Below are 24,037 nucleotides of genomic sequence, written 5' to 3'. Positions count from 1 at the left end.
ATTGAGCGTATAAGCACATAGCCAGTACGTCAACAGCTCGTCACGATAATAAAATTAAATAAAAAAACCGGCAGGGTGACGTCAAAATATCGACACAGAAAACCCCCAGCGCAATCAATTGAATGGACTACTTTCCTGTTAGCCTGCCTCAGGTTCGACGTTATAGAAGCTATAGGGAATGGGGGATTTTCCTGACGGGAATAGTCCATTGCTTGCGGCTCTCTATAGCCGCAGGAAGTTGTCCTGTTTGAATCGCAGAGGCGTGATTAAACTGCAACTCTATGAAAAATATGGTTAAAACATTGCCCAATCAGGCGACGCGTTCAATTTTCTCTGCACGGCCCTTCTCTGTGCCGCCATTGCAGCGCATCAAAACGATTCGCACCAGCTTGTTCCAGGCATAGCCCACCCCAATGCCACCGATAATGGCAATGACGACCGCCAAGGCGGGTGCGCCGTCAATACGACGGGCGATGGACTGGAACTGAAAGTGCGTCAAATAAATAAACAACGTCGAGGCTGCTATGGATGCCAGCCCCCGCGCAAGGATACCCGGCACCGGAACAGAGCTGATCCAGATCACCGCGAGAATGGCCGGTATGGCGATATCAACGTAGCTACTGGTCTGCGACTCATGGCTCAAGGTCGTCAGAACGTCCTGCCCCCCTATTACCAGGATAGCGACCGCACTGACCACCAACTTCCGGGCATTTGAATGGGCATAGTGAATGGCCATCCCGAGCACCATGATCGCGAGGTAGTGTTGCGGCACCCGGTTGAAGAGAGCAGTCGCGTCAAACACATACGCGTTGATCAGGACGTCGGCCACTGCCAGCAGGCACGAGGCGATCACCAAATGATGAAACGGGTTTGACATGATTGTTTTCCTGACGCGTTCAAACGATAACGCAAACCCGATGATCAATATCATCTGCAACAGGACTTCGATGTACCAATAGGTAAAGTCACCCACGGCATCGCGCGTAAACCAATTGGAAATCATCAATATCGATTGCCAATGAAACCGGTCAAACAGTATCTGGGTCAGGATCGTATACAGCACGGTGGGCACTGCAATACTGGCAACGGATTTTACCAGTGCACGTGCATTGCCTCGCTCGTTTATCGCCTTTAATTGAAACCGCGCCAGGCTGAGGCCGGAGACGATAAACAGCACTGAGGTCTCACCTGAAATAAACCAGTTTGAAAAAACATGAAAGTGCCCAATCACGATCAGCAAGATAGACATGACCCGCAGCAAGACGGGAACTTCCATTGCCCGAACCGACAGCCTTGATGGACGGGAGACACTCATTTCAGAGAGTTCACGTACCGATATCATCTCCCATTGATCGGGAAGTCGGCCAATCAACTTTTCAAGGACCATTGAAGCCTGAACAAACGAAAGCGAATCGCCACCCAGTTCCACGAACGACAAGCGGCTATCAATGTGCGGGACTTCAAGTATTTGCGACCAGGCTTGCGCGAGTTTTAAACCAAGCGGTGAAAGATCTTCGTTCGCCGGCGCTGCATCCAGATTACCGGCCAATGCAGATAACGCCCGTTTATCGATTTTTCCGTTGGGCGTCAGTGGGATAGCGTCGATAAAAATGAATAGTGCCGGGACCATGTAATCGGGAAGTTGATCGCTCACATGCTCACGCAACTCCACAGGGGAAACGAGGGTGTTTAACACGCAATAGGCAACCAGTTTGACGTTTCCGTTTTCATTAATTGCCAGGACAACGCACTGTTTAACTTGGGGATGGCGCGTTACTGTGCCTTCGATTTCAGTGAGTTCAATTCGATGGCCGCGAATTTTCACCTGGCTATCGCCGCGCCCCAAAAAGCTCACGCTGCCATCGATCAGATAAGTGCCAAGGTCACCGGTCTTATAGCAAATATCGCCTTCGACCTCGGTGAACGGATTGACGACAAATTTTTCACGGGTTTGTGTGGTATCGCCCCAGTAACCCAATGACAAATAGGGACTACGAATCAAAATTTCGCCGACTTCGCCTTCGTCTGCCAATTGAGCCAAGTCGTTAACCACCAACAGTTGTGCACCGTCAATGCCTTTACCCAACGGGATCCGGGAGTTGTCGGCTTGCGGGTCTACCGGGTGGAACGCCATGGCCTGTGGCGTTTCCGTGGTGCCGTAAAAATTCACACTCCTGGCGTTGGGTGCAATGACACACATTTGTTTGTACAACGTTTCGCTTAGCGCATCGCCTCCCCAAAACAGATAGCGCAAATCGTCGAATCTTGAGCCAACCAGTTTCGCCCCGGTTTCAATGAGTTTCCCCAAGGGCGGTGTCAGGTGAATAACGGTTATTGCCTTGTCCTGTATCCACGCGGCCAATGCCGAAGGATTGATCACGGTGGACTGCGCCGCAATGATGACCTTGGCGCCAATGGAGAGCGGCGTAAACACATCCCTGTAGACCGGGTCATGGCCCAATCCGGAGAGCAGGGAAAAACAATCCTTCCTTGATAAGGAATGCTGACGGGTATGCCACTCAATAAAATGCACCAAGGGCGCATGATGGGTGACGATCCCCTTCGGCTCACCGGTGCTGCCCGACGTGAAGGTGATATAGGCCGCGTGACCAGGATTGACCTCTGGCAATGCGTCGGCATCAACCGTGAACGCATCCCGTGATTCGGTGTAAGTCTGCGCAATTCTAAGGACGCACGGCCGCTGTGGCGTTTGCCCCAGGCTTTCCAGGTCGATATCGAATGTCGCCTCGCCGCATAACAGCACAAAGGAAGGCTGAAGTATCCGCAGGATTTGTTCGATACGTGCCGCGGGATAGGCCATGTCGGCGACGCTGAAGGTCAAGCCGGCACGCGAGGCCCCCAACATGGCGCTGACCAATCCGGCGCAGCGATTCGACACGATCACCACGCGGTCTGATTCGGTGGCACCTTTCAAGATCAGGAAAGCGGCAATCCGCCGGCTGATCTCTTCCAATTGACGATAACTGTACGTGGCGTCGTGCGAGACAACGGCGGTAGCGTCGGGGGCGCGCTTGGCCTGCTGCAGGAAATCCGCGAAAATCGGCCGTTCGGCACAATATCCCAGTGCGAGCTGCGGGTCCGGGCGAGCATTCTGCATTATTCATGTACTCCAGATGGGGCCGATGCGCCCCCTCACAAATGACCCATCAACCATTGCCGTTGTCCGGGGGATCAACGCGCCGAACAACACGATCACTCAATGGCCGAGCGGGTCGAACAGTCCTTGGCTGCTGCTCGCAAGGTAAATGACCCCAAGAAACTAGCACAGACCGCCACGCCTGCCAGGCAATCTACCCTGTACCGCCGCCAGCCTGGAAGATGGCCCTTCTACGTCCGCTGCAATACCGACTCCCCCGCCTTCGCTGGCAATCGCAGGATATCCAAAAAGGCGACCTCTGCCACCCCGGCGACACACAGGAATGTCAGCTGAAAGTCGACCGTTCCAGCGGTTCCGTCGTTGCCATGAATGCTCATTGCCAAGCGCAGCAGCAACGCGCCCGTGGCGACCCCCATCGCCATGCTCAACTGGAAAAACATACTGAACAAGGTCGAGGCCTCGCTCATCTGCGCCTTGGGTACATCGGCAAAGCCCAGGGTATTGAACATGGTGAACTGCATGGATCGTGACAAACCGCCGACAAACAGAATGACCATGATCAGCGTCCAATTCATCTGCGGGTCCAGCCACGCACAGGCTCCGATCGCCAGTACGCCCAGGGCACCGTTGATCATCAGCACCGGACGAAAGCCCCAGCGTTGCATCACCCATGTCGTGAACGGCTTCATGGCCAGGTTGCCAGCGAAGAGGGCCAGCACCAGAAGGCCGGAATCCAGCGCAGACAGGCCGAAGGCAACGAAGAAAAGCTGAACAGCACGATCGCCGAACTGAACACCCACCGTGAGCCGAAGCGATCGGCCAACCAGCCACTGATCGGAATGAACACCGCCACCGCGAGCATGTACACGCTCATGCCTGTGGCGTTACGACATGGCTCGACACTCTACTATCGAAACCCGGGCCAGCGTCATCCCCACCCATGAGCCTCTTCAATAAAGTGCAACACGGCGCTGGAACGCTCGTCAATCCGTGAAATCAGCGACAGTTCACTGACCATTTCCGCTTGTGCCAGGGGCACGATACGTATGCCCGGCATGCTCAGGCGAGTCATGGCTTCAGGCACAATGCTCAGGCCGATGCCGGCGGCCACCAGCCCTGGGATACTCATCAGCGATGGCACATACATGATGTTCTGCGGGTGCAACTGGTTCTGCCGGCATGCCTGCAGGGTATGGGAGGTCAGGCCGATGCCGGCGCTGTCCTGCAGGAATACGAACTTTTCATGGCGCAGCGTCGACAGGTCTCCGCTGAAGCTGTCGACCAGTTCATGGTTGTCGGGGAGCAGCAGGACGAGCCTGGACTGGCTGAAATGGTGGGTGCGCAGGCGATCCGGCAAGTGATCCTTGAACACCCTGGCAAAAGCCAGATCGAGTTTGTGGTCGAGCAACATGTCGAACTGCGCGCGAATACCGGCGTCCACCAGCGACACCTTGACCTCCGGGAACGTGCTGAAGTAATGCCGCAGCAATTGCGGCAAATGGGCCTCGAACAATGCCGAGTGGTAGCCGATGTTGATCTCGCCCACCTCCCCCCGTCTGGCACGTCGGGCAGCGGCGATGGCCAGTTCGCTGGACTCGATGGACTGCCGCGCATGGGGCAGGAACGCCTCGCCGGCAGCGGTCAACGCCACCCCGCGGTTTTCCCGGCGGAACAATACCAGCCCCAGTTCGGACTCGAGCGTGCGCATCAATTGACTCAGCGCCGGTTGTGCAACGCCCAGTTGCTCGGCCGCACGACTAAAATGTTGCAGGTCAGCCGCGACCACGAAGGCTTTCAGGTGCCGCAGTTCCATCACTCTCACTCATAAGGCTGGCTTATCTATTTATCTGTATTTCGATAATTATTCTGCAAGCTGCATGGGTTAACGTCTACTCACTTCGACGTTTCTGCTGGCGCCCTCACCCGGGCTGGATCGTAGAGGTACCCCCATAACCATAAAAATGACGAGCACCTCAATGAGCACAACCAGTCACGAGACGCATGATTTGCGCATGCCTCGCAAAGCGGTGACCGCCGCGACCATCGGCACCGCCCTGGAGTGGTTTGACTTCACGCTGTATGGCGCCGTGTCGGCGACCATTCTGCCCAAGCTGTTTTTCCCGGCGATGGAACCGACGGCCGGCCTGCTTGCTTCGCTGGCGACCTTCGGTGTTGGTCTGGCCGCGCGGCCATTGGGCGCCATTACGTGTGGCTACCTCGGCGACAAACTCGGCCGCCGCAACTTGATGTTGGCCACCGTGACCATGATGGGCCTGGCGTCGGTATTGATGGGCTTGTTGCCCACCTACAGCCAGGTGGGCGTCTGGGCGCCGATCCTGCTGGTCGTCTTGCGGATCATTCAGGGTTTCGCCTTGGGCGGTGAATCCACCGGGGCACAACTGATGGCGCTGGAGCACGCATCGCCCGATCGCCGCGGGCGTTATTCGGGCATGCTCGGCGTGTGTTCGCCGCTCAGTCAGATATTGGCCAACGGTGTGTTGATGGGCCTGGCTGCGACACTTTCAAGCGAGCAATTCGAAAGCTTTGGCTGGCGAATCCCCTTCCTCCTGAGCTTCGTGTTGGTGGTGGTCGCGATCTTCATCCGCCTGAAAGTCGATGAAACTCCGGCCTTCGTCGCCTTGAAAAAGACCCCGGTCAAGCAGGAAAAAAGTCCACTCAAATCGGCTGTCGGCAGCCACTACAAGACCATCCTGCGCTTGATGCTGTTTTTCTGCTCGCCGGCTGCACTGTTCTACCTGATCGTAATTTTTTCCCTCAGCTACCTGACCAAGCACCTGGGCTTCAGCCAGTCGACGGGCTTCATGTCGCTGATGGTGGCTAACGTCTGCGCAATCTTTGGTGCACTGGCCGGTGGTTATCTGGCAGATCGCTGGGGCCGCAAGAAGGCGCTGGCCCTGGGTTCGTGCATGACCTTGCTGATCCTGTTCGTGTACTTCCCGATCCTCAACACGCTGAACGTCGCCGCCATCATGGCGATCATGGGGCTGTTTTTGGGCTTTACCCAGTTCCAGAGCGGTATTCAGCCGGTGGCATTCGCCGAAGCCTTCCCGACCCAGGTCCGGTACTCGGGCTCGGCACTGGCCTACACCGGCGCCAACCTGGTGATTGGCGGCCCGATGCCGATGATCGCCGTGTGGTTGATGAGCCAGTCGAACAACTCGCCGTGGCCTCTGGTGACGCTGTGCGCGGTGATCAACCTGATCTCGCTGGCCATGATCGTCATCGGCCCGGAAACCCGCGGCATCGACCTCAACGCCGTCGCCAAAGACGACGCCGTCGACACTCACGCTTCAGCCATTCTTTCCAAATAACGCAGCAGGACGACCATGAACCGCACCGTCTTCATCCTCAACGGCCCTAATTTGAACCTGCTGGGTCGTCGCGAACCGCACATTTACGGCCACACCACACTCGATCAGATTCGCCAGACCAGTGAACGGCTGGCCGAGGAACTTGACCTGGTCTGCGACTTTCGCCAGACCAACCACGAAGGCGTGATGGTCGACTGGATTCAAGAAGCTTTCGAACAAGGCGCAGCACTGATCATCAACCCGGCCGGCTTTTCGTTTCACTCGATTCCGGTGCTCGATGCCCTGAAGTTGCTCGACACACCGTTGATCGAACTGCACCTGTCGAACATCCACGCCCGCGATGAACTGCATCGCCACTCGATCATGTCCGGCGTGGTCAATGCGGTGATCTGTGGCATGGGCGCCGACGGTTATCCCCTGGCCATTCGGGCCATCGATGACCTGCTGCGTCGTCGGGTCGCCAACCCCTAATACGCCTCTTCTCCAGACGCTTGCACGGCGGTCCCTTGGCAGATGGTTGCCAGGGCCGCCTGCACCTGAAATTCAGTCGCCGGCAGCACAACACTGCCGAAAAAAACAATAATTCACCGCGAGAAAACCCTCATGCACCACACTCACTTTCGCCGTAACGTGCCCGCACACTACTCATTGATCGGCCTGGCCCTGGCATTCGGTGCCGGCTCGGCAACCGTCGTCCAGGCCGATGAAAACAGCGGTTTTATCGAGGGTGCTACGGCCACCCTCAATCTGCGCAACGCCTACTTCAATCGCAATTTCGTCAACCCCGCCTACCCGAATGCGGCCGCACCGCAAAACAAAGCCGAGGAATGGACGCAAAACTTTATCCTCGATGCGCGCTCAGGCTACACCCAAGGGCCGGTAGGTTTCGGTGTCGATGTACTGGGCCTTTATTCGCAGAAGCTCGACGGTGGCAAAGGCACTGGCGGCACGCAACTGTTGCCTGTCGGTAACGATGGACGTCCTGCTGAAAACTTTGGACGGCTGGGGGTTGCCGCCAAGGTCAAGGTTTCAAAAACAGTGGTTAAAGTCGGCGAATGGGTCAGTACGCTACCGATTCTGCGTTCCGATGACGGCCGCTCCTTACCGCAGACCTTTCGTGGTGCTCAGGTCACCTCTCAGGAGATCAGCGGGCTGACCTTATATGGTGGCCAGTTCCAGCAGAACAGCCCGCGCAACGACGCCAGCATGGAAGACATGTCCATGAACGGGAAACCTGCGTTCACCTCCGACCGTTTCAACTTCGGTGGCGGTGAATACACCTTCAACGAGAAGCGCACCACGGTTGGGCTGTGGTACGACGAACTTGCAGACATCTATCAGCAGCAATACTTCAGCCTCAATCACAGCCAAGCCGTGGGTGACTGGACGCTCGGCGCCAACATGGGCTTTTTCTCGGGTAAGGAAAACGGCGCCAGCCTGGCCGGCGACCTGGACAACAAGACCGCGTTCGGCCTGTTCTCCGCCAAACTGGGCGCCAACACCTTCTATGTAGGCCTGCAAAAACTCACCGGCGACAGCGCCTGGATGCGGGTCAACGGTGCCAGTGGCGGCACATTGGCGAACGACAGCTACAACTCCAGCTACGACAATGCGCAGGAACACTCCTGGCAGGTTCGTCATGACTTCAACTTTGTTGCAGCGGGCGTCCCGGGCCTGACCATGATGAACCGCTACATCAGTGGCGATAATGTGCACACCGGTGCTATCACCGATGGCAAGGAATGGGGGCGCGAATCGGAGCTGGCCTATGTGGTTCAGTCGGGCGCGCTGAAAAACCTGAGCGTCAAATGGAGGAATTCCAGCATCCGGAAAAACTTCAGCACCAACGAGTTTGACGAAAACCGGCTCTTCATCAGCTACCCGATATCGTTGTTGTAAGGCTGCTTATGTAAGACACGTCGCCCAGCAGAACCGGAGGACGGGGGTAACGAATCTCTTCGTTACTCCCGTTTCACCGTCCCACAAGAAGAAAAGCATCGGCCGGTGCCGCGATCCGGTCGGATGACGCGAAAGAGGCTACGCTGTCTCGTAGTCAAAATTCGCAGCGTTTTTGATGTTCTGCTGACGCAACCTGACGAAATCGCGGAGCGAACCCATCATGCCCCTGGCCCGTAAGTTGTTTGTCGGCATCGCACTGACCAGCGTGCTGCTCGGCGGTTGCACCTCTCAGGTCACCGAGCGCGAGCAGTACTCGGGCTTTCTGTCCAGCTACGACAACCTGCAAGAAGTGACCACCGCCACCGGTGAGAAATCACTGCGCTGGGTCAGCCCGTCGTGGAACCCCAATGCCTACGACACCCTCGCGTTCCGGACCCTGGAGTTTTATCCGGCGCCCAAACCCAATGAGCAGGTCAACCCGCAGACGCTCGCCGAGTTGCAGGACTACATGTCCAGGAAGGCCAAGATCGTGCTGGGCCAGAAATACCGCAGGGCGTCCAGCGCCGCCGCTGCACCGGCCGGGTCACATCCTTTGATCCTGCGGGCGGCCATCACGGGCGTCAGCGCGTCGAACGAAGGCATGAAGTGGTACGAAGTAATGCCGATCGCGGGCGTTGTCGGTGCGACGCAGGCTGCCACGGGTCACCGGGATCAAGACACCAACCTGTACATCGAAGCCGAGTTCATTGACGCCAGAACCCACCAGACCATGGCCAAAATGGTGCGCAAGATTTTTGGCAACTCGCTTGAAAACCAGAGTCAGGCAATCACCACCAAGGACTTCAAGGCCGCGATTGAAAAATTGAGCACCGATCTCTGGGCGTTTATTCATACCGGAGGGTAAGCCGGGCGGAAGGATCAACACCTTGCTTCAATCCCCTGCTTGCGACAAAGGCCTGGCCACCTGTTCCAACGCTTGTCGCTCCGCCGCTACACCCCAAACTGCTTGCACCACCGCCGCCAGGCACATCAGGGCAGCGCCTGTCAGATACCCCATGAATAGACTGCTGCGCTGTTGGCTCTGGATGAGCTCGCCAAACAGCGTCGGTCCGATGATGCCGCCAAGGCCCGTGCCGAACGCGTAGAACACCGCGATGGCCAGGGCGCGGATTTCCAGCGGGAAGGTTTCCGCCACGGTCAGGTAGGCCGAGCTGGCCGCTGCCGATGCGAAAAAGAAGATCACCATCCACGCCGCCGCTTGCTGGGTGACATCCAGCCAACCCTGTGCAAAGGCATAGCCGCTGAGCGCCAGCAGCACCCCGGAGATTGTGTAGGTGAAGCTGATCATCACCCGCCGGCCGATCACGTCAAACAGCCGCCCCAGCAGCAACGGCCCGCAGAAATTGCCGAGTGCCAAGGGCAAGACGTACCAGCCAACCTGTTCGGCGGGCACCTGGTAAAAATCGGTCAACACCAGCGCATAAGTGAAGAAGATCGCGTTGTAGAAGAAGGCCTGCGCGGTCAGCAGGGTCATTCCCACCAGCGCCCGGCGGGTGAACCGGATGAACAGGGTATGGAAGACCTCTGTCAGTGGCGTATGGTCCCGAGCGCGCAAACGCAGGGTCGCGCTGGTCACTGCCGGTAGTTCATGGCCCTGTTCGCGCAGCCGCGCTTCGATGCCTTCGACAATGCGTTGCGCCACCTCGTGCTGACCATGGATCAGCAACCAGCGCGGGCTTTCCGGCAACCACAGGCGCATCACCAGGATCAACAGGCCCAATGCTGCACCGATGCCGAAGCACAAGCGCCAGCCCAGGTCGCCGCCCACCACGTGCGGATCCAGCAGGATGATCGCCCCGCCAGCACCCAATGCTGCGCCTAACCAGAATGTGCCGTTGATGGTCAGGTCGACCCAGCCGCGATAGCGCGCCGGGGTGAACTCCTGAATGGTCGAATTGATTGCCGTGTATTCACCGCCGATGCCCATGCCCGTGAGGAAGCGAAACAGCAGGAAGCTTTCCAGGTTGAAAGAGAACGCCGTCGCCGCCGTGGCCCCCACATACAGCCATAACGTGATGAAGAACAACTTGCGCCGCCCCAGGCGATCGGTCAGCCAGCCGAACAACAATGCACCGATGACGGCGCCAGCGATGTAGCAGCCACCGGCCAGGCCAATGTCGACGTTGCTCATGTGCAGTTCGGGACTGGTTTTCAGCGCACCGGACACCGAGCCGGCCAGGGTCACTTCCAGGCCGTCGAGCAACCAGGTGATGCCCAGCGCGAACACCAACAGCGTGTGAAAACGTCCCCACGGCAAGCGGTCCAGGCGTGCTGGAAGACGGGTTTCAAAAATCGCGCCGGGTTCACGGCCATGCAGCTGGGGACGGGTCATCGCTACATCATTGTCATGTTCTGTGTGTTGTAAGTTGGGAGTTGGCCTCGGGATCGGGAGTTCAAAATTCTATGGCTGGATGGCGGACCTCCTTGATAGCCCAAACTGCGCCACAATGGTTCGCCAACCCTAGCCCCCCTTAAGCCAAAAGCCCCGCCCCGTAGGGGTTTGCCCTACAGACTGGCGTTGATCCGGCGGCATACATTCAGTCACCGGCAAGGACGCATCCCAACTTCATACTCATGCCAAAGGCAGTCGAGTCAGATGCGATATCTAGCCATGATTCTCATAGCATTTTTCGTTGTCACCCTCGGCCTCTCGTTGTATGGCTGGTATCGCCATTTACGAGACGACGATGACGTCTTTGTGTAATCCACCGGCCTGAAAACATGCTCACAACGACTACGCTTGTGGAACGCCACCTCGTCCGTCAAGGAGCCGTTCATGAGCATGCTGGGTGCCATCGGCACGCCAGCATTTACTGACTATTCGTCCGCGTTGTACCGGCAACCGGATTTCTATTACACGCGCCTGCAACTGAGCATGCTCGACGCCGCACGTTTCTTCCTCATGACCACCGACGCCCTGCTCGGCGGCGCGAGGATTCCACCGAGCCCGTCGGACATTCCAGCCAAGGCTTTCGCGGCCTGGCTACAACCAGAGCGGGAGTCATGGCTTTTGCCGAAGAACACGAAAGCAATGCCAGCGCCCAGTGATCTATCTGAGGCAGTTTTTAAGCCGGCCTTGATTCTGCAAATCAACTGCTACCATTAGGAAGCGGCGTCGAGGCGAAGCTCTGTGGCTTGCAAAGTCAGCTCTCACCTGCCAGGGATGATCCACTCATTTCAAGCCTGCGTGACCACATGGGGGTGCGATGCACATTCCATCACTGTATGCGTTGTCGGCCGTACTGTTGTTGAGCGGTTCGTCCTTCCTGGCCTTGGGTACGGACGGCATCGCGGTTGCTGCAACGGCCCCTGCAGCCGCTCCGGCACCGACACCTGCGGCAGCCCCCGCACCGGCCAATGCTGCCAATGCTGCCAATGCAGCACCTGCCGCGCCGCTGACCAAGGACCCGGTGTTTACCCAGGAACAGCTGGATCAAATGCTGGCGCCCATTGCGCTGTACCCCGATCCGCTGTTGGCACAAGTCCTGATGGCCACCACCTACCCGGGTGAAGTCGGCGAGGCGGTCACCTGGTCCAAGGCACACCCGGATGCCAAGGGCGACGACGCCGTCAAACAGGTGGCGAACCAGCCCTGGGACCCGAGCGTGCAGGCGCTGGTCGCATTCCCGCAAGTCCTGGCCACCCTCGGGCAGGATCCCGTTTGGGTCCAACGCCTGGGGGATGCCTTCCTGGCGCAACCTGACGAAGTGATGGAAAGCGCACAACGCTTGCGTCGCCAGGCGCAGGAAGCGGGCAACCTGCAGAGCAACCAATACCAGAACGTGACGATCCAGAATGTCGCGCCGCCGGCACCGGCGCCCGCGACGTCCAACTCGGCACCTGCACCCGAATCGTCTCAGGCGCCAGCCCAAACCATCATCATCCAGCCCGCCGATCCACAAGTGGTGTACGTCCCCACCTATAATCCGACCACCACCTACGGCACCTGGCCGTATCCAGCGTCGCCGCCCACGTACTATCCACCGCCACCGGCCTATTACCCTGGCCAGGCCTTGATGGCCGGGCTGGCGTTCGGTGCCGGTGTGGCGATCGTTGGATCGTTGTGGGGTGATTGTGACTGGGGCAATAACGACGTCGATATCGACGTCAATCGCTACAACAACATCAACGGCAACAACCGCATCACCAACAATAAATGGCAACACAACCCGGTGCACCGCAATGGCGTGCCCTATCGAGACAGTGCCAGCCGCGCCCAGTACGGCCGCCAACTCAACGGCGCCAACCAGCGGGAAGCCTATCGCGGGGACAATGCCCAGCGCGCCCAGGCGCGAGAAAACGCCCGCAATTCCATGGACCGCCACGGTATCGAACGACCTGCCACCAGTAACCGCGAAGCGCGTGATCAAACGCGCAAGCTCCAGTCCGGTGCAACAAACGGTAACCGCTTGCAGGCCGGTGCTGACAGGCCAAAAGCCGCTGACAGAAGCCAGGGCACTGCCCGCAACACCCGCGAGAATCAGCCCGCCAGGCGAGAGTCCCACCAGGCCAATCAACAACCCAGGGATCGGGCCGCGCAGCATAGCCCGCGCAGGGAAGGCAGTGCGCAGACCCGCCAGGCCTCGAACAAACGGCCCGCCGCCCATGCTGGCAGTGCCCGCAACAATGCCTTCGCCGGTGCCCGCTCACCGTCACAGGCCAATGCCCAGGTCAATCGCGGGCGTGCCAGCCAGGCTTCAGCCCATCGCCCTAATGCTTCGCGCTCGGCCGGTCATCAGGTCAGTCGGCCGTCCAATCCACCTGCGCGTCAAAGAGGGGGCCGTCGGTGAACAATCATCTTCGAATGAAAGGACTCATGGGCCGGTTCCCTCACGTCCTCGTGATCGCCGTCGGCCTGGTGTGGTCGTGCCTGGCCGCGGCACAGCAGGTCTTTCCAACGCCTGAAAAAGCCGCCGAAGCCTTTGTCGAAGCACTGGGCACGGAGCACGCCGACCAGGCGCGCCTGACCGAGTTACTGGGCAAAGACTGGCACACCTACATCCCCCGCGAAGGCGTGCAGCGCAAAGACGTGGATGCATTTTTGCAGCAATACCACGAGCAGCACCACATTGAAAAAACCGCTGATCGCAAGGGCTTGCTGGCGGTCGGCAGTGACAACTGGACACTGCCCATCCCCTTGGTCAAGGACGCCAACGGTTGGCACTTCGACATGAAGGCCGGCAGTGCCGAGATCCGTGTTCGCGAGATTGGTCGCAACGAACTCGCCGCGGTGCAATCGGTATTGGCCTACCACGATGCGCAGATGGACTACGCGTCCGTCGACCGCGACGGTGACGGTGCACTCGAGTACGCGCAGAAAATCTTCAGCACCCCCGGCAAACACGACGGGCTTTACTGGGACGAAGACGACAGCGGCCAGATCAGCCCGCTGGGACCTTCGTTCGGCGCGGCCATCAACGACGAAGACTGGCATGGCTATCATTTCCGCATCCTCGATGGCCAAGGGCCGTCGGCACCGGGTGGCGCCTACAGTTACCTCATCCGCGACAAGATGAGCCGCGGTTTTGCGTTGATCGCCTGGCCAGCGAAGTACGGTGAGACTGGCGTCATGAGTTTCATGATCAGCCATGAAGGCCAGGTGTTCGAGAAGGACCTCGGCCCCGGTGGCGACAAACTGGCGCAGTCAATGAAGCGCTTCGATCCGGACGACAGCTGGAAAGAGGTGCCCGAGGATCAAGCGCAGCAGGACTGACCGTCCAGCCACGGTTTTCGACTTCGAAGTCGAGCAACGCTACGGTGTCCTTGACTTCCTCCGGGCTGGCACCGTGCTGTCGCCATCGTTGGCCCCAGGCTTGAAGTAGCAGGGGCTGGCTGGCATAAGCAAAGTGATTGCCCGCCACGATCAGCGGTGCGCCCGGTTTTGTTGAACAGCATTAGGGGGGACTTTTTCGTTGTGCCATTGACACCACCGACCACTAGCAGACGTGAAATTAAGCTTGAACTAAGGTTGCCTCTTTAGTCTTCGACGCTTTTGAGTCGTCGAGCATTTCGAAGATGGGCAGTGTCGATAAAAGCGTCAAACCGCCGTTCAGCATCGTTCTTGTAAATTACAAAACCCCGAGCTCACCAGGATCTGCCTGGAGTTGTTGCAAAAACATGTCCGGGCATCAGCCATACCGGTCTGGGTGGTGGACAACGATTCGGCGGACGCCAGCACCGAGTATTTGCGCTCACTGGACTGGATCAACCTGATCGAGCGCGAGGCCCCAGGCAAAGAACCGGGCCACATCGCCCATGGCAAGGCGTTGGACATGGCACTGGCCAGGGTCAATACCGACCATTTGTTCCTGATGCACACCGACACCTTCGTATTCGACGCCAACGTCTTTGCGATGATGATGGAGCACTGCACACGGGATCGAAAAGTCATCGCGGTCGGCTGCACCGAGCAACTCAATCGCGGCTTGCCAAGGACTGTGTGGCGCCTCGCCTCACGCTTCGCAAAGCACCATGTCCGCCGCCTGAAACGCTCCCTGGGTTTGCCCTCAAAAGAACCAAAACCCTACACCGAGACCTACCTGAAAAGCTTCTGCACGCTGTGGAACTGCAAGCTGATGAAACAACAGGGCCTGCACTTCCAGATCGATGACCGGGTGCCCGGTTATGAACTGCAAGACCGGGTGATCGGGCTGGGTTACAAGGTGGTGTTCCTGTCGCCCGGCAAAATCTTCAAGTACCTGGACCACGTCCAGGCCGGCACCGTCGCCGCCGCGGGCGGCTATGCCCAAGACCATCGGCGGACCAGGATGTACCACAACATTCTCAAACGCTTCGGCACCGCCAACACCTCGATGTCCTGAACGACACACAGCACGCACCTTTTTTTTAAAGCTTCAACTGATTTGGAGGTCACTTTACTTTCAGCGTGAGCATGGTCCCTTGTAGGAGCTGGCTTGCCAGCGATGGTCGCTAACGATAACGCGCAAAAACTGGATAAACACGGCGTACTTGCGTCCATCGCCGGCAAGCCAGCTCCTACAGTTTCCCGGAATTGCGTGAAGAACCACAAAGAAGCCCACTGACCGTTGCCGGTTCAGTGGGCTTTTCGCATCAGGCTTACTGGCTCATGATGAAGGTCGCCAGGCTCTTCAGGTCATCAGAGCTCAACTGCGCGAACGGAGGCATGGGTACTTCTCCCCACTTTCCGCTGCCGCCGTGCTCAATGCTCGACATGACCCGCGCCAATGCCTGCGGGTCGTTGGCATACTTGGTCGCCACATCGTGATAGGCCGGGCCGACCACCTTGTGGTCGATGGCGTGACAAGACAGGCAAGCGTTGTCCTTGAGCAAGGCCGTAGCGACTTTCGCGACCGTCACCGTCGGCGGCTGTTGCGCCGGCGGATTCGAGGCGGCCTGCACATCGGCATCGCTCTCTTTGGCACTGCCATAGGTCGCTGCCAGGTAGGCACCGATCACATTCACGTCCTGGTCGCTGATTGGCGCACCGTACACGTGCTGCATTTTGCTCGCTTCACCGGTCCACTGCGCCAGGCTCATTCCCGGCGGCTGGAAGTTGATGTAGTCGGCCGAATGGCAGATCGAACACTTCTGCTGCGCCAAGGGGTAGCCCGGCAGCGTACTGGACTTGAGCGCCGCCGTTTCCGGCGGCAATGTGATCGACACGGGCGCGGCACTCGCCAGGCTGGTGAAACACACTTGGGCCGCGCACAACAAGGCGGTCATGAACTTCATGGATGTCATGCGGCCTCCTCAGGCGACGGTCACGTGGGTGGTTTCCACGACATGGCGACGGTAGCCACCGGGGTTCCAGTCGGCCTGCATCGGCTGGGTCTCGCCCGCGCTGTTAGTGGCGCGCACCATCAACGGCGTGGCGCCCTTGTCGGTCAAGGTGATCGGCAGCGTCCACTCCCGGAAGGAGAAACGGCCCAGGTCCTGCCCAAGCGTGGTTTCGCGCCAGGTCTTTGCGCCGTCGATGGAAACCTCCACCTTATTCACCCCAGCGCCGCCGTCGAAGGCGATGCCCTTGAGCAGCACTTTTTTGTTCAGCGGCAATACATCGCCGTGTTTGACGCTGGTGATGAAACTGCGCACCGGCAATCTGGAAATCGGCCTGGTTTGTGCCGGCGTAGTGCCCGGGGCGATGCACTGGCAATCGTTGTCGGGAACCCGATAACCCTTGGCCATGAAAAAACCATCGTAGGTATGATCGACGACTTCGATCTCGCTCAGGTGCTTGACCCAGTACGTGCCGAAATAACCGGGCACCACCAGACGAATCGGGTAACCGTTGAGAAATGGCAGATCGGTGCCGTTCATCGACCAGGCAATCATCGGTTCGCCGTTCAGGGCGTGGCTGATGTCCAGCGCCTTGATGAACTCGGGCGTGCTCGGCAGCACCGGTTTATCGAGCCCGCGGAAAGTCACCTGCTGGGCCTCAGCCTTGACACCGGCCTTTTCCAGCACGGCCTTGAGCGGCACTCCGACCCAGCGTGCATTGCCCATGGAGCCATTGCCCAACTGCGCCCCGAACACGCGGGGCATCGAGAAGCCACGGCTGTTGCCCGAGCATTGATTGACGGCCACCACTTCCACCGGTTCGCCGAGGGCCTTGAGTTCGGCAAGGGACAGCGACAACGGCGTGTCGACCGTGCCCTTGATCGTCAGGCGATACCTGTCGGGATCGATGCTGGTGGGAAAATTGGCCAGGTGGTAACGCACGAAAAACGCGTCGTTGGGCGTGATCGCTCCTTCGTTGAACACCGAGAACGGCGTCTCCAGGTGCGGCGGGCGCGTGGTCACCAGGGTCAGCGGACGCTTTTGCGGGTATTGCACCAGCGGTCGCGGGCCGGCGGCAAAGGTCACTTCCTCTGCGCTTTCATCGGCGGCTTTGGCCAGGTTGGCCAATGGCGAGGCCGCCACTGCCAGCGTCAACGCATCGCGTAGAACCCGCCGACGGGACGGTTGGCTGTTGTCTAAAAAACTGAACTTCATTCTGCGCTCTCTATGATTTGTTTTATCGAGATGCAACTAACTACTGTAGGAGCGAGCCTGCTCGCGAAGGTCGTTAACGAAAACGCGTACTGACTGGATACACGCGGCGAACTTGAGTCCTTCGCGAGCAGGCTCGCTCCTACAGGTTTTCCGCCAGGGCGGAGAGGTATCAGGCGTACGGATTCACGTTACCGAGATCAGTCAACTAGCCAGTATCGTCAGGACCAAAAGGCCTGCTTCTCATTGGGCGTCAGTGACTTTTCAATTGATGACAGGGGGGTTATCGAAAGATGTGGCATAGCAATAGCGCGGTGCTTGAGGCGCACCTGCTTTTTGTGGCGAGCGACGTCTTGACCATCGCCCACAAAAAAACCCACTGACCGTTGCCGGTTCAGTGGGCTTTTTTTGATTTGGCCGTCTGGTTATAGCGCCATATCACTCGCCGCGTTAGCCTTCGGCGCCTTCACAGCCGTGTCGACCGTCACTGGCTTCACGGCCGGCGCGATCACCGCCGGTGGCCGGGTCAGTTCCAGCACCTTGGCGGTGTAGTCCCATTCCTCAGCAACTTTCTCCGGGCTGTTGTTCAACTGGGTGCCGTAGCTCGGCACAATTTGATGCAGTTTTGCCTGCCAGTCCGGGGTCGCGACCTTGTCCTTGAACACTTTCTGCAGCACGGTCAGCATGATCGGTGCAGCAGTCGATGCGCCTGGGGAGGCGCCCAGCAGGCCGGCGATGCTGCCGTCTTGCGAAGCGACGATTTCGGTCCCCAGTTTCAGCACGCCACCAGCGGCTTCGTCACGCTTGATGATCTGCACGCGCTGGCCGGCTTGCCACAGGCGCCAGTCTTCAGCCTTGGCGTTCGGGAAGTATTCCTTCAAGGCGTTCATGCGGTCTTCATCAGACAGCATCAACTGGCCTGCCAGGTACTCGACCAGCGGGTATTCCTTGATGCCGACCTTGGTCATTGGCCACACGTTGTGCGTGGTCGTGGTGGTCAGCAGGTCCAGGTACGAACCTTCTTTCAGGAATTTGGTGCTGAAGGTCGCGAACGGGCCAAACAGGATCACGCGCTTGCCGTCCAGCACACGGGTGTCCAGGTGCGGAACCGACATTGGCGGTGCGCCAACGGAGGCTTTGCCGTAGGCCTTGGCCAGGTGTTGCTGGGCGATGGTCGGGTTCTCGGTCACCAGGAACGAGCCGCCTACCGGGAAGCCTGCGTATTCCTTGGCTTCAGGAATACCGGACTTTTGCAGCAGGTGCAGGGCACCGCCGCCGGCGCCGATGAACACGAATTTGGCGTCGGTTTCGGACTTGCTGCCGTCTTTCAGGTTTTTGTAGCTGACGCGCCAGCTGCCATCGGCGTTCTTAGTGATGTCCTGCACTTCACTGGACAGTTTCAGGTCGAACTTCGGCGTGGTTTGCAGGTGCGCAACAAACTGACGGGTGATTTCGCCGAAGTTGACGTCGGTGCCGATCGGGCTCCAGGTGGCGGCGATTTTCTGGTTCGGGTCACGCCCTTCCATCATCAACGGCACCCACTGCTTGATCACTGCCGGGTCTTCGGAGTACTGCATGCCGGCGAACAGCGGGCTCGCTTGCAGGGCTTCGTAGCGTTTCTTCAGGAACTTGATGTTGTCATCGCCCCACACGAAGCTCATGTGCGGGGTGGAGTTGATGAACGAACGCGGGTTCTTCAGCACGCCTTGCTGGACTTGCCAGGCCCAGAACTGACGGGAGATCTGGAACGCTTCGTTGATCTCAACGGCCTTGGGAATCGAGACCTTGCCGTTCTCGTCTTCCGGGGTGTAGTTCAGCTCGGCCAGGGCGGAGTGACCGGTACCGGCGTTGTTCCAGCCGTTGGAGCTTTCCAGGGCGACGCCGTCGAGGCGCTCGACCATTTCCATCGACAGGCCAGGTTCCAGCTCGTTGAGCCAGACACCCAACGTGGCGCTCATGATGCCGCCGCCAATCAACAGCACATCAACTTTCTTGGCCTCTTGCGCCTGGGCTGTCGAGATCCCCATCGACAAAGCCAGGCCCAACAGGGCTGTGTTCACTTTCTTAAACATCTGTAGCACCTAATGATAAAACGCCATCCGCCCTTCCATCCTCGCGCCCGCAGCCCATGTTTCACGGCAGGTCATGGGGTGTGGTCATCAAGGATTGCAGGGTGGGCACACAAGGCCGATGAACTGCATCGACCCCAGTTTAATGTCCCTACTGAACTGACTTTTTATCGTTATTGGCTTCAGCTACTTGAGCGACAGTGATTCCGTCTGCCCGTCGCGAAGACAGGCAAACTGAACAGGTCAAACCAAGTTGGCGCGAAGAATATCACGTCATGGCAAACCCGCGCGTCTGTTCCCGACTTGACGGTCCGAACACGGTCGAACCGTAGGAGCCGGCTTGCCGGCGAAGGCGGTCTTGAATTTTGCGTAGGGCTTACGGGCGCCTTCGCTGGCAAGCCAGCTCCTACAGGGATTTTCTGTGCCGGCAAATACCGTATTCGCTGCACAATTTGGTAGGAGCCGGCTTGCCGGCGAAGGCGGTCTTGGATTGGGCGCTGGGCTTGCGGACGCTTTCGCTGGCAAGCCAGCTCCTACAGGGATTTTCTGTGCCGGCAAATACCGTATTCGCTGCACAATTTGGTAGGAGCCGGCTTGCCGGCGAAGGCGGTCTTGGATGTTGCGTAGGGCTTACGGGCGCCTTCGCTGGCAAGCCAGCGCCTACACCGGGTCTATACTCATCGGGTTTCCCTGGAGAGGCGTCGAGGAGTTGTCATGAGCGACAAAGACGATCTGCGCAAATACTCATCCCACGTCATCGACGGCATCGAGGCGGCGCCCGCGCGGGCCATGTTGCGGGCCGTTGGCTTTACCGATGCGGACTTCGCGAAACCACAAATCGGCATCGCCTCGACCTGGGCCATGGTCACGCCCTGCAACATGCACATCGACAAACTGGCGCTCGAAGCCGAGAAAGGCGCGAATGCTGCCGGTGCCAAAGGCGTGATCTTCAACACCATCACCATTTCCGACGGCATCGCCAACGGCACCGAAGGCATGAAGTATTCGCTGGTGTCGCGCGAGGTGATCGCCGATTCGATTGAAGTGGTCGTCGGATGCGAAGGCTTCGACGGCCTGGTGACTATCGGCGGCTGCGACAAGAACATGCCAGGCTGCCTGATCGGCATGGCGCGGCTCAATCGCCCGTCGATCTTCGTCTATGGCGGCACCATCCAGCCGGGGGCCGGGCATACCGACATCATTTCCGTGTTCGAAGCCGTAGGCCAGCACGCTCGCGGCGACATCAACGAGATCCAGGTCAAGCAGATCGAGGAAGTGGCGATCCCCGGCCCCGGCTCCTGTGGCGGCATGTACACCGCCAACACCATGGCCTCGGCCATCGAGGCGCTGGGCATGAGCCTGCCAGGCTCCAGCTCCCAGGACGCCATTGGCGGCGACAAGGCCTCGGACAGTTTCCGCGCCGGCCAGCAGGTCATGGAGCTGCTCAAGCTCGACCTCAAGCCGCGCGACATCATGACCCGCAAAGCCTTCGAGAACGCCATTCGCGTGGTGATCGCCCTCGCCGGCTCGACCAACGCCGTGCTGCACTTGCTGGCCATGGCCAATGCGGTGGATGTCGAGTTGACCCTCGATGACTTCGTCGACCTGGGCAAGGTTTCCCCGGTGGTCGCCGATCTGCGACCCAGCGGCCAGTACATGATGAGCGAGCTGGTGGCCATCGGTGGTATTCAACCGCTGATGAAGCGCATGCTCGATGCCGGCATGCTGCACGGCGATGCACTGACCGTCACTGGCAAGACCCTGGCGGAAAACCTCGCCAGCGTACCGGACTACCCGGCCGACCAGGATGTAATCCGGCCTTTCGACCAGCCAATCAAGAAGGACTCGCACCTGGTCATCCTGCACGGCAATCTCTCACCCACCGGCGCCGTGGCCAAGATCACCGGCAAGGAGGGCCTGCGCTTTGAGGGGCCGGCCCGGGTCTATCACGGCGAGGAAGGTGCGCTGGCCGGGATTCTCAATGGTGAAGTGCAGCCCGGCGAAGTGATCGTGATCCGCTACGAAGGACCCAAGGGCGGCCCGGGCATGCGCGAAATGCTCTCGCCGACCTCGGCGGTGATGGGCAAGGGGTTGGGCAAAGAAGTGGCGCTGATCACTGATGGGCGTTTTTCCGGTGGTTCCCACGGTTTCGTGGTCGGCCATATCACGCCGGAAGCCTTCGAGGGCGGGCCGATTGCCTTGGTCGAAAATGGCGACAGGATCATCATCGACGCGCAAACCCGGCAGATCACGGTCGATGTGTCGGTAGCAGACTTGGCAGAGCGCAAGAGCCGTTGGGTTCGCCCGGTGTCGAAATACAAACGCGGGGTGCTGGCAAAGTATGCGAAGACCGTGTCCAGCGCCTCAGAGGGCGCCGTGACAGACAAATACCTGTAGCCCCCCACCCTTGTAGGAGCTGGCTTGCCAGCGAAGGCGCCCGTAAAAACAACACCACATTCAAGGCCGCCTTCGCCAGCAAGCCGGCTCCTACAAGGAACGCGCCAAGCCTGACACCCCGCACCACTGTAGGAGCTGGCTTGCCAGCGAAGGCGGTGTGTCGGTGCCAACAAACGTTTTGCGGCTCAGCTGCTTTTCCATTCGCGCGGGCTGAGCCCCGTCTTGCGGCGGAAGGCCCGGGCCAGCGCCGAGGGGCTTTCGTAGCCGACTTCCTCGGCGATCAATGCAATTGGCCGGCCTTCGCGCAGGCGTTTCTGCGCCAGGCTGATGCGCCAACTCACCAGGTAATCCACCGGCGTCTGCCCAACCACCTTGCGAAAATGCTCGGCGAAACTGGCACGGGACATGTTGGCGGCCACTGAAAGTTCGGCCACGCTCCAGGGCTTGGCGGGAAACTCGTGCATCAGGCTCAGGGGTCGCGCCAATCGCACATCGGCGAGGCCGGCCATCATGCCCGGTTGCTGGCCAGTGGTGCTCAGGATGTGCCGCAGCAACAGAATCACCAGCAACTCGAACAGCCGATCCATCACCGCTTCGCGCCCGCACGTACCATCGAACGCCTCTTTGAACAGCCATTCCAGGGTCCCGGCCAACGTCGGGATCTGATCGAGTTTCAGCACCAGGTAATCCGGCAACGCCGCGGCCAGGGCATTACTTGCGCCACCGTCGAAATCCAGTGTCGCGCAAACCAATTGCGTGTCGCACGCTTCAGATGCGAACAGCCGATGTCGATAGGGCCGCGGGAAAAAGATCAGGCTCGGCTCGTTCAATTGCAGGTCCGGCTGATCGCCCAGCTTGAGCTGCAACTCACCCGCCTGGAGCAGGTGCAAATGCCCGCTCGCCTGTTGGCCGTCATGGGCGGAAACGCCGCAAAACGTGCCGCTATGGAAGGTGCCGGCATTGACGCCGAAGTGTGTGAGCAACGTGGACAAGCGATCCATGACAAGGCTCCCGAAGGCAGTTCTGGACGATCTGTCGCATATCGTCGACGATTTGCACCCAACAAGCCATGCCCAATCCCTAACATCAACTCCGTACCCAGCGCAGTCCGCGCTTCACACTACGGAGTAATCACCATGACCCGCATCGCCCCGATCAGCCTCGAATACGCCACCGACGCCACCCGCCCGCTGCTGGAAGGCGTGCAAAAGAAAATCGGCTTTCTGCCCAACCTGTTCAAGGTGCTGGCCAACTCGCCCGTCGCACTGACCTCGTACCTGCAAATTTCGGCAACGTTGGCCAAAACCACCTTGAGTGCCACGGAAAAAGAGGCGGTATTCCTCGCCACTTCCCAGGTCAATGGTTGTGATTACTGCCTGGCGGCGCATACGTTTTTCGCCAGCAAGGTCGGGTTGTCGAAAGAAGACATCCTCAGCGCACGACAAGGCGAGCTCAGCGCCATTGCCGCTCTCGCCCACCAAATCACCGAAAGCCGTGGTCACTTGACCGGCGACGAGATCGCCGCCGCCCGTGCTGCCGGGATCGATGACAGCAAGATCATCGAAGTGATCGCCCACGTGGCGGCACAGACGCTGACCAACTACCTGAACAACGCCGCCCTGACCGACATCGATTTCCCGGCCATTGACGCCTGAATGACTTGAACGACGGAGTACCCACCATGAACATCGTGACCCTTTACACCACCGACACCTGCCCTTATTGCCGCAACGCCAAGGCATTGCTGGCGAGCAAAGGCGTGGCGATCGAGGAGATCAACATCCAGCGCGAACCCGCAAAGTTCGACGAAATGCTTAGCCGCAGCCGCCGCCGCAGCGTGCCGCAGATTTTCATCGGCGACACGCACATCGGCGGCTTCGAAGACTTGGCCAGGCTGGACCGTCAGGGTGGCCTGATGTCGATGCTGGCCTGAGCCGATCAGGTGTTGGCTTGCCAGCGAAGGCTTTGTATCAGACGACAGGGGTGTTGAAGCTGACGGCCTCTTCGCTGGCAAGCCAGCTCCTACAGGGATTGGCGGTGTTCACATATCTGATAGGCCCCGCAGAACTGTAATTGGATGGACTCGCCCAAGCCGAGGCGTCAATGCGCCACGGTGGCAGTCTAAACAGCCAACGACAGCGAGGGCGAGTCCATGAAAAATCATAGTTCGATTCATCAATCCGTGTCTTCTT

Annotated in this window: 16 protein-coding genes and 4 pseudogenes; 11 read left to right on the top strand and 9 right to left on the bottom strand. The window is 59.0% G+C overall.

Annotation, left to right across the window (positions count from 1 at the left end; translation table 11 throughout):
• Window positions 1-310 precede the first annotated feature (310 nt).
• The 3 genes and pseudogenes from J1D76_RS13890 to J1D76_RS13880 all read right to left on the bottom strand — a co-directional run bounded on the left by J1D76_RS13890 (window position 311) and on the right by J1D76_RS13880 (window position 4,931).
• On the bottom strand, window positions 311-3,118 hold the full coding sequence (locus tag J1D76_RS13890) for an amino acid adenylation domain-containing protein (protein WP_421138854.1): 2,808 nt from the start codon (window positions 3,116-3,118) through the stop codon (window positions 311-313).
• A 230-nt stretch (window positions 3,119-3,348) separates the two neighbouring features.
• Window positions 3,349-3,885 (bottom strand): annotated as a pseudogene (locus J1D76_RS13885) (MFS transporter); the annotation flags it as partial.
• Window positions 3,886-4,046: 161 nt separating this feature from the next.
• A complete protein-coding gene (locus J1D76_RS13880; protein ID WP_421138853.1) occupies window positions 4,047-4,931 on the bottom strand; it encodes a LysR family transcriptional regulator in 885 nt (294 codons plus the stop codon).
• 163 nt (window positions 4,932-5,094) lie between these two features.
• Here J1D76_RS13880 and J1D76_RS13875 point away from each other — a divergent pair, with 163 nt between their 5' ends.
• The 4 genes from J1D76_RS13875 (at window position 5,095) to J1D76_RS13860 (ending at window position 9,253) form a co-directional block, all read left to right on the top strand.
• Window positions 5,095-6,450, top strand: coding sequence for an MFS transporter (locus J1D76_RS13875; protein WP_421138852.1), 1,356 nt, complete (start codon window positions 5,095-5,097; stop codon window positions 6,448-6,450).
• Window positions 6,451-6,465: 15 nt separating this feature from the next.
• Window positions 6,466-6,921 carry a type II 3-dehydroquinate dehydratase gene (locus J1D76_RS13870; RefSeq protein ID WP_421138851.1) on the top strand — a complete coding sequence of 152 codons (456 nt, stop codon included), beginning with the start codon at window positions 6,466-6,468 and terminating at the stop codon, window positions 6,919-6,921.
• Window positions 6,922-7,053: 132 nt separating this feature from the next.
• Window positions 7,054-8,349 carry an OprD family porin gene (locus tag J1D76_RS13865; RefSeq protein WP_421138850.1) on the top strand — a complete coding sequence of 432 codons (1,296 nt, stop codon included), beginning with the start codon at window positions 7,054-7,056 and terminating at the stop codon, window positions 8,347-8,349.
• A 220-nt stretch (window positions 8,350-8,569) separates the two neighbouring features.
• The gene (locus J1D76_RS13860) at window positions 8,570-9,253 is read left to right on the top strand and encodes a DUF3313 domain-containing protein (protein ID WP_421138849.1); all 684 of its coding nucleotides are present in this window, start codon (window positions 8,570-8,572) and stop codon (window positions 9,251-9,253) included.
• A 27-nt stretch (window positions 9,254-9,280) separates the two neighbouring features.
• Here the strand turns inward: J1D76_RS13860 and J1D76_RS13855 are convergent, their stop codons facing one another.
• Entirely contained in the window at window positions 9,281-10,741 is a 1,461-nt protein-coding gene (locus tag J1D76_RS13855) for an MFS transporter (protein ID WP_421138848.1), read from the bottom strand.
• A 450-nt stretch (window positions 10,742-11,191) separates the two neighbouring features.
• On the opposite strand from J1D76_RS13855, the pseudogene J1D76_RS13850 reads away from it, so the two are divergent.
• The 3 genes and pseudogenes from J1D76_RS13850 to J1D76_RS13840 all read left to right on the top strand — a co-directional run.
• Window positions 11,192-11,404, top strand: a pseudogene (locus J1D76_RS13850) (tyrosine/phenylalanine carboxypeptidase domain-containing protein); the annotation flags it as partial.
• A 211-nt stretch (window positions 11,405-11,615) separates the two neighbouring features.
• Complete coding sequence (locus J1D76_RS13845; protein WP_421138847.1) at window positions 11,616-13,199, top strand: DUF3300 domain-containing protein; 1,584 nt, start codon at window positions 11,616-11,618, stop codon at window positions 13,197-13,199.
• Between the two features lie 26 nt (window positions 13,200-13,225).
• Window positions 13,226-14,122 carry a DUF2950 domain-containing protein gene (locus J1D76_RS13840; RefSeq protein WP_421138846.1) on the top strand — a complete coding sequence of 299 codons (897 nt, stop codon included), beginning with the start codon at window positions 13,226-13,228 and terminating at the stop codon, window positions 14,120-14,122.
• 49 nt (window positions 14,123-14,171) lie between these two features.
• Here J1D76_RS13840 and J1D76_RS13835 read toward each other — a convergent pair.
• Window positions 14,172-14,291, bottom strand: a pseudogene (locus tag J1D76_RS13835) (SAM-dependent methyltransferase); the annotation flags it as partial.
• Between the two features lie 133 nt (window positions 14,292-14,424).
• Here J1D76_RS13835 and J1D76_RS13830 point away from each other — a divergent pair.
• Window positions 14,425-15,230 (top strand): annotated as a pseudogene (locus J1D76_RS13830) (glycosyltransferase family 2 protein).
• 256 nt (window positions 15,231-15,486) lie between these two features.
• Here the strand turns inward: J1D76_RS13830 and J1D76_RS13825 are convergent.
• The 3 genes from J1D76_RS13825 to mqo form a co-directional block, all read right to left on the bottom strand.
• Window positions 15,487-16,131 (bottom strand): c-type cytochrome, encoded by a 645-nt coding sequence (locus J1D76_RS13825; RefSeq protein WP_421138845.1) that lies wholly within the window; start codon window positions 16,129-16,131, stop codon window positions 15,487-15,489.
• 9 nt (window positions 16,132-16,140) lie between these two features.
• On the bottom strand, window positions 16,141-17,382 hold the full coding sequence (locus J1D76_RS13820; protein ID WP_421138844.1) for a molybdopterin-dependent oxidoreductase: 1,242 nt from the start codon (window positions 17,380-17,382) through the stop codon (window positions 16,141-16,143).
• Window positions 17,383-17,804: 422 nt separating this feature from the next.
• Window positions 17,805-19,451: a malate dehydrogenase (quinone) gene (mqo, locus tag J1D76_RS13815; RefSeq protein ID WP_421138843.1), complete on the bottom strand. Its 1,647-nt coding sequence runs from the start codon at window positions 19,449-19,451 to the stop codon at window positions 17,805-17,807.
• Between the two features lie 711 nt (window positions 19,452-20,162).
• On the opposite strand from mqo, the gene ilvD reads away from it, so the two are divergent.
• Entirely contained in the window at window positions 20,163-21,845 is a 1,683-nt protein-coding gene (gene ilvD / locus J1D76_RS13810; protein WP_421138842.1) for a dihydroxy-acid dehydratase, read from the top strand.
• A gap of 185 nt (window positions 21,846-22,030) precedes the next feature.
• Here ilvD and J1D76_RS13805 read toward each other — a convergent pair whose 3' ends face one another.
• Window positions 22,031-22,846 (bottom strand): cupin domain-containing protein, encoded by an 816-nt coding sequence (locus J1D76_RS13805; protein WP_421138841.1) that lies wholly within the window; start codon window positions 22,844-22,846, stop codon window positions 22,031-22,033.
• A gap of 135 nt (window positions 22,847-22,981) precedes the next feature.
• Between J1D76_RS13805 and J1D76_RS13800 the strand changes: the two genes are divergently transcribed.
• Both J1D76_RS13800 and grxC read left to right on the top strand, forming a co-directional pair.
• Window positions 22,982-23,500: a carboxymuconolactone decarboxylase family protein gene (locus J1D76_RS13800; protein ID WP_421138840.1), complete on the top strand. Its 519-nt coding sequence runs from the start codon at window positions 22,982-22,984 to the stop codon at window positions 23,498-23,500.
• A 26-nt stretch (window positions 23,501-23,526) separates the two neighbouring features.
• Window positions 23,527-23,778 carry a glutaredoxin 3 gene (gene grxC, locus J1D76_RS13795; RefSeq protein ID WP_421138839.1) on the top strand — a complete coding sequence of 84 codons (252 nt, stop codon included), beginning with the start codon at window positions 23,527-23,529 and terminating at the stop codon, window positions 23,776-23,778.
• Window positions 23,779-24,037 lie beyond the last annotated feature (259 nt).

It is taken from the genome of Pseudomonas sp. NFX15, from assembly GCF_049132105.1.
Taxonomy (GTDB): Bacteria; Pseudomonadota; Gammaproteobacteria; order Pseudomonadales; family Pseudomonadaceae; genus Aquipseudomonas.
Note: the sequence above shows the minus strand (reverse complement) of the source record. Positions and strands in the feature narration are given on the sequence as shown.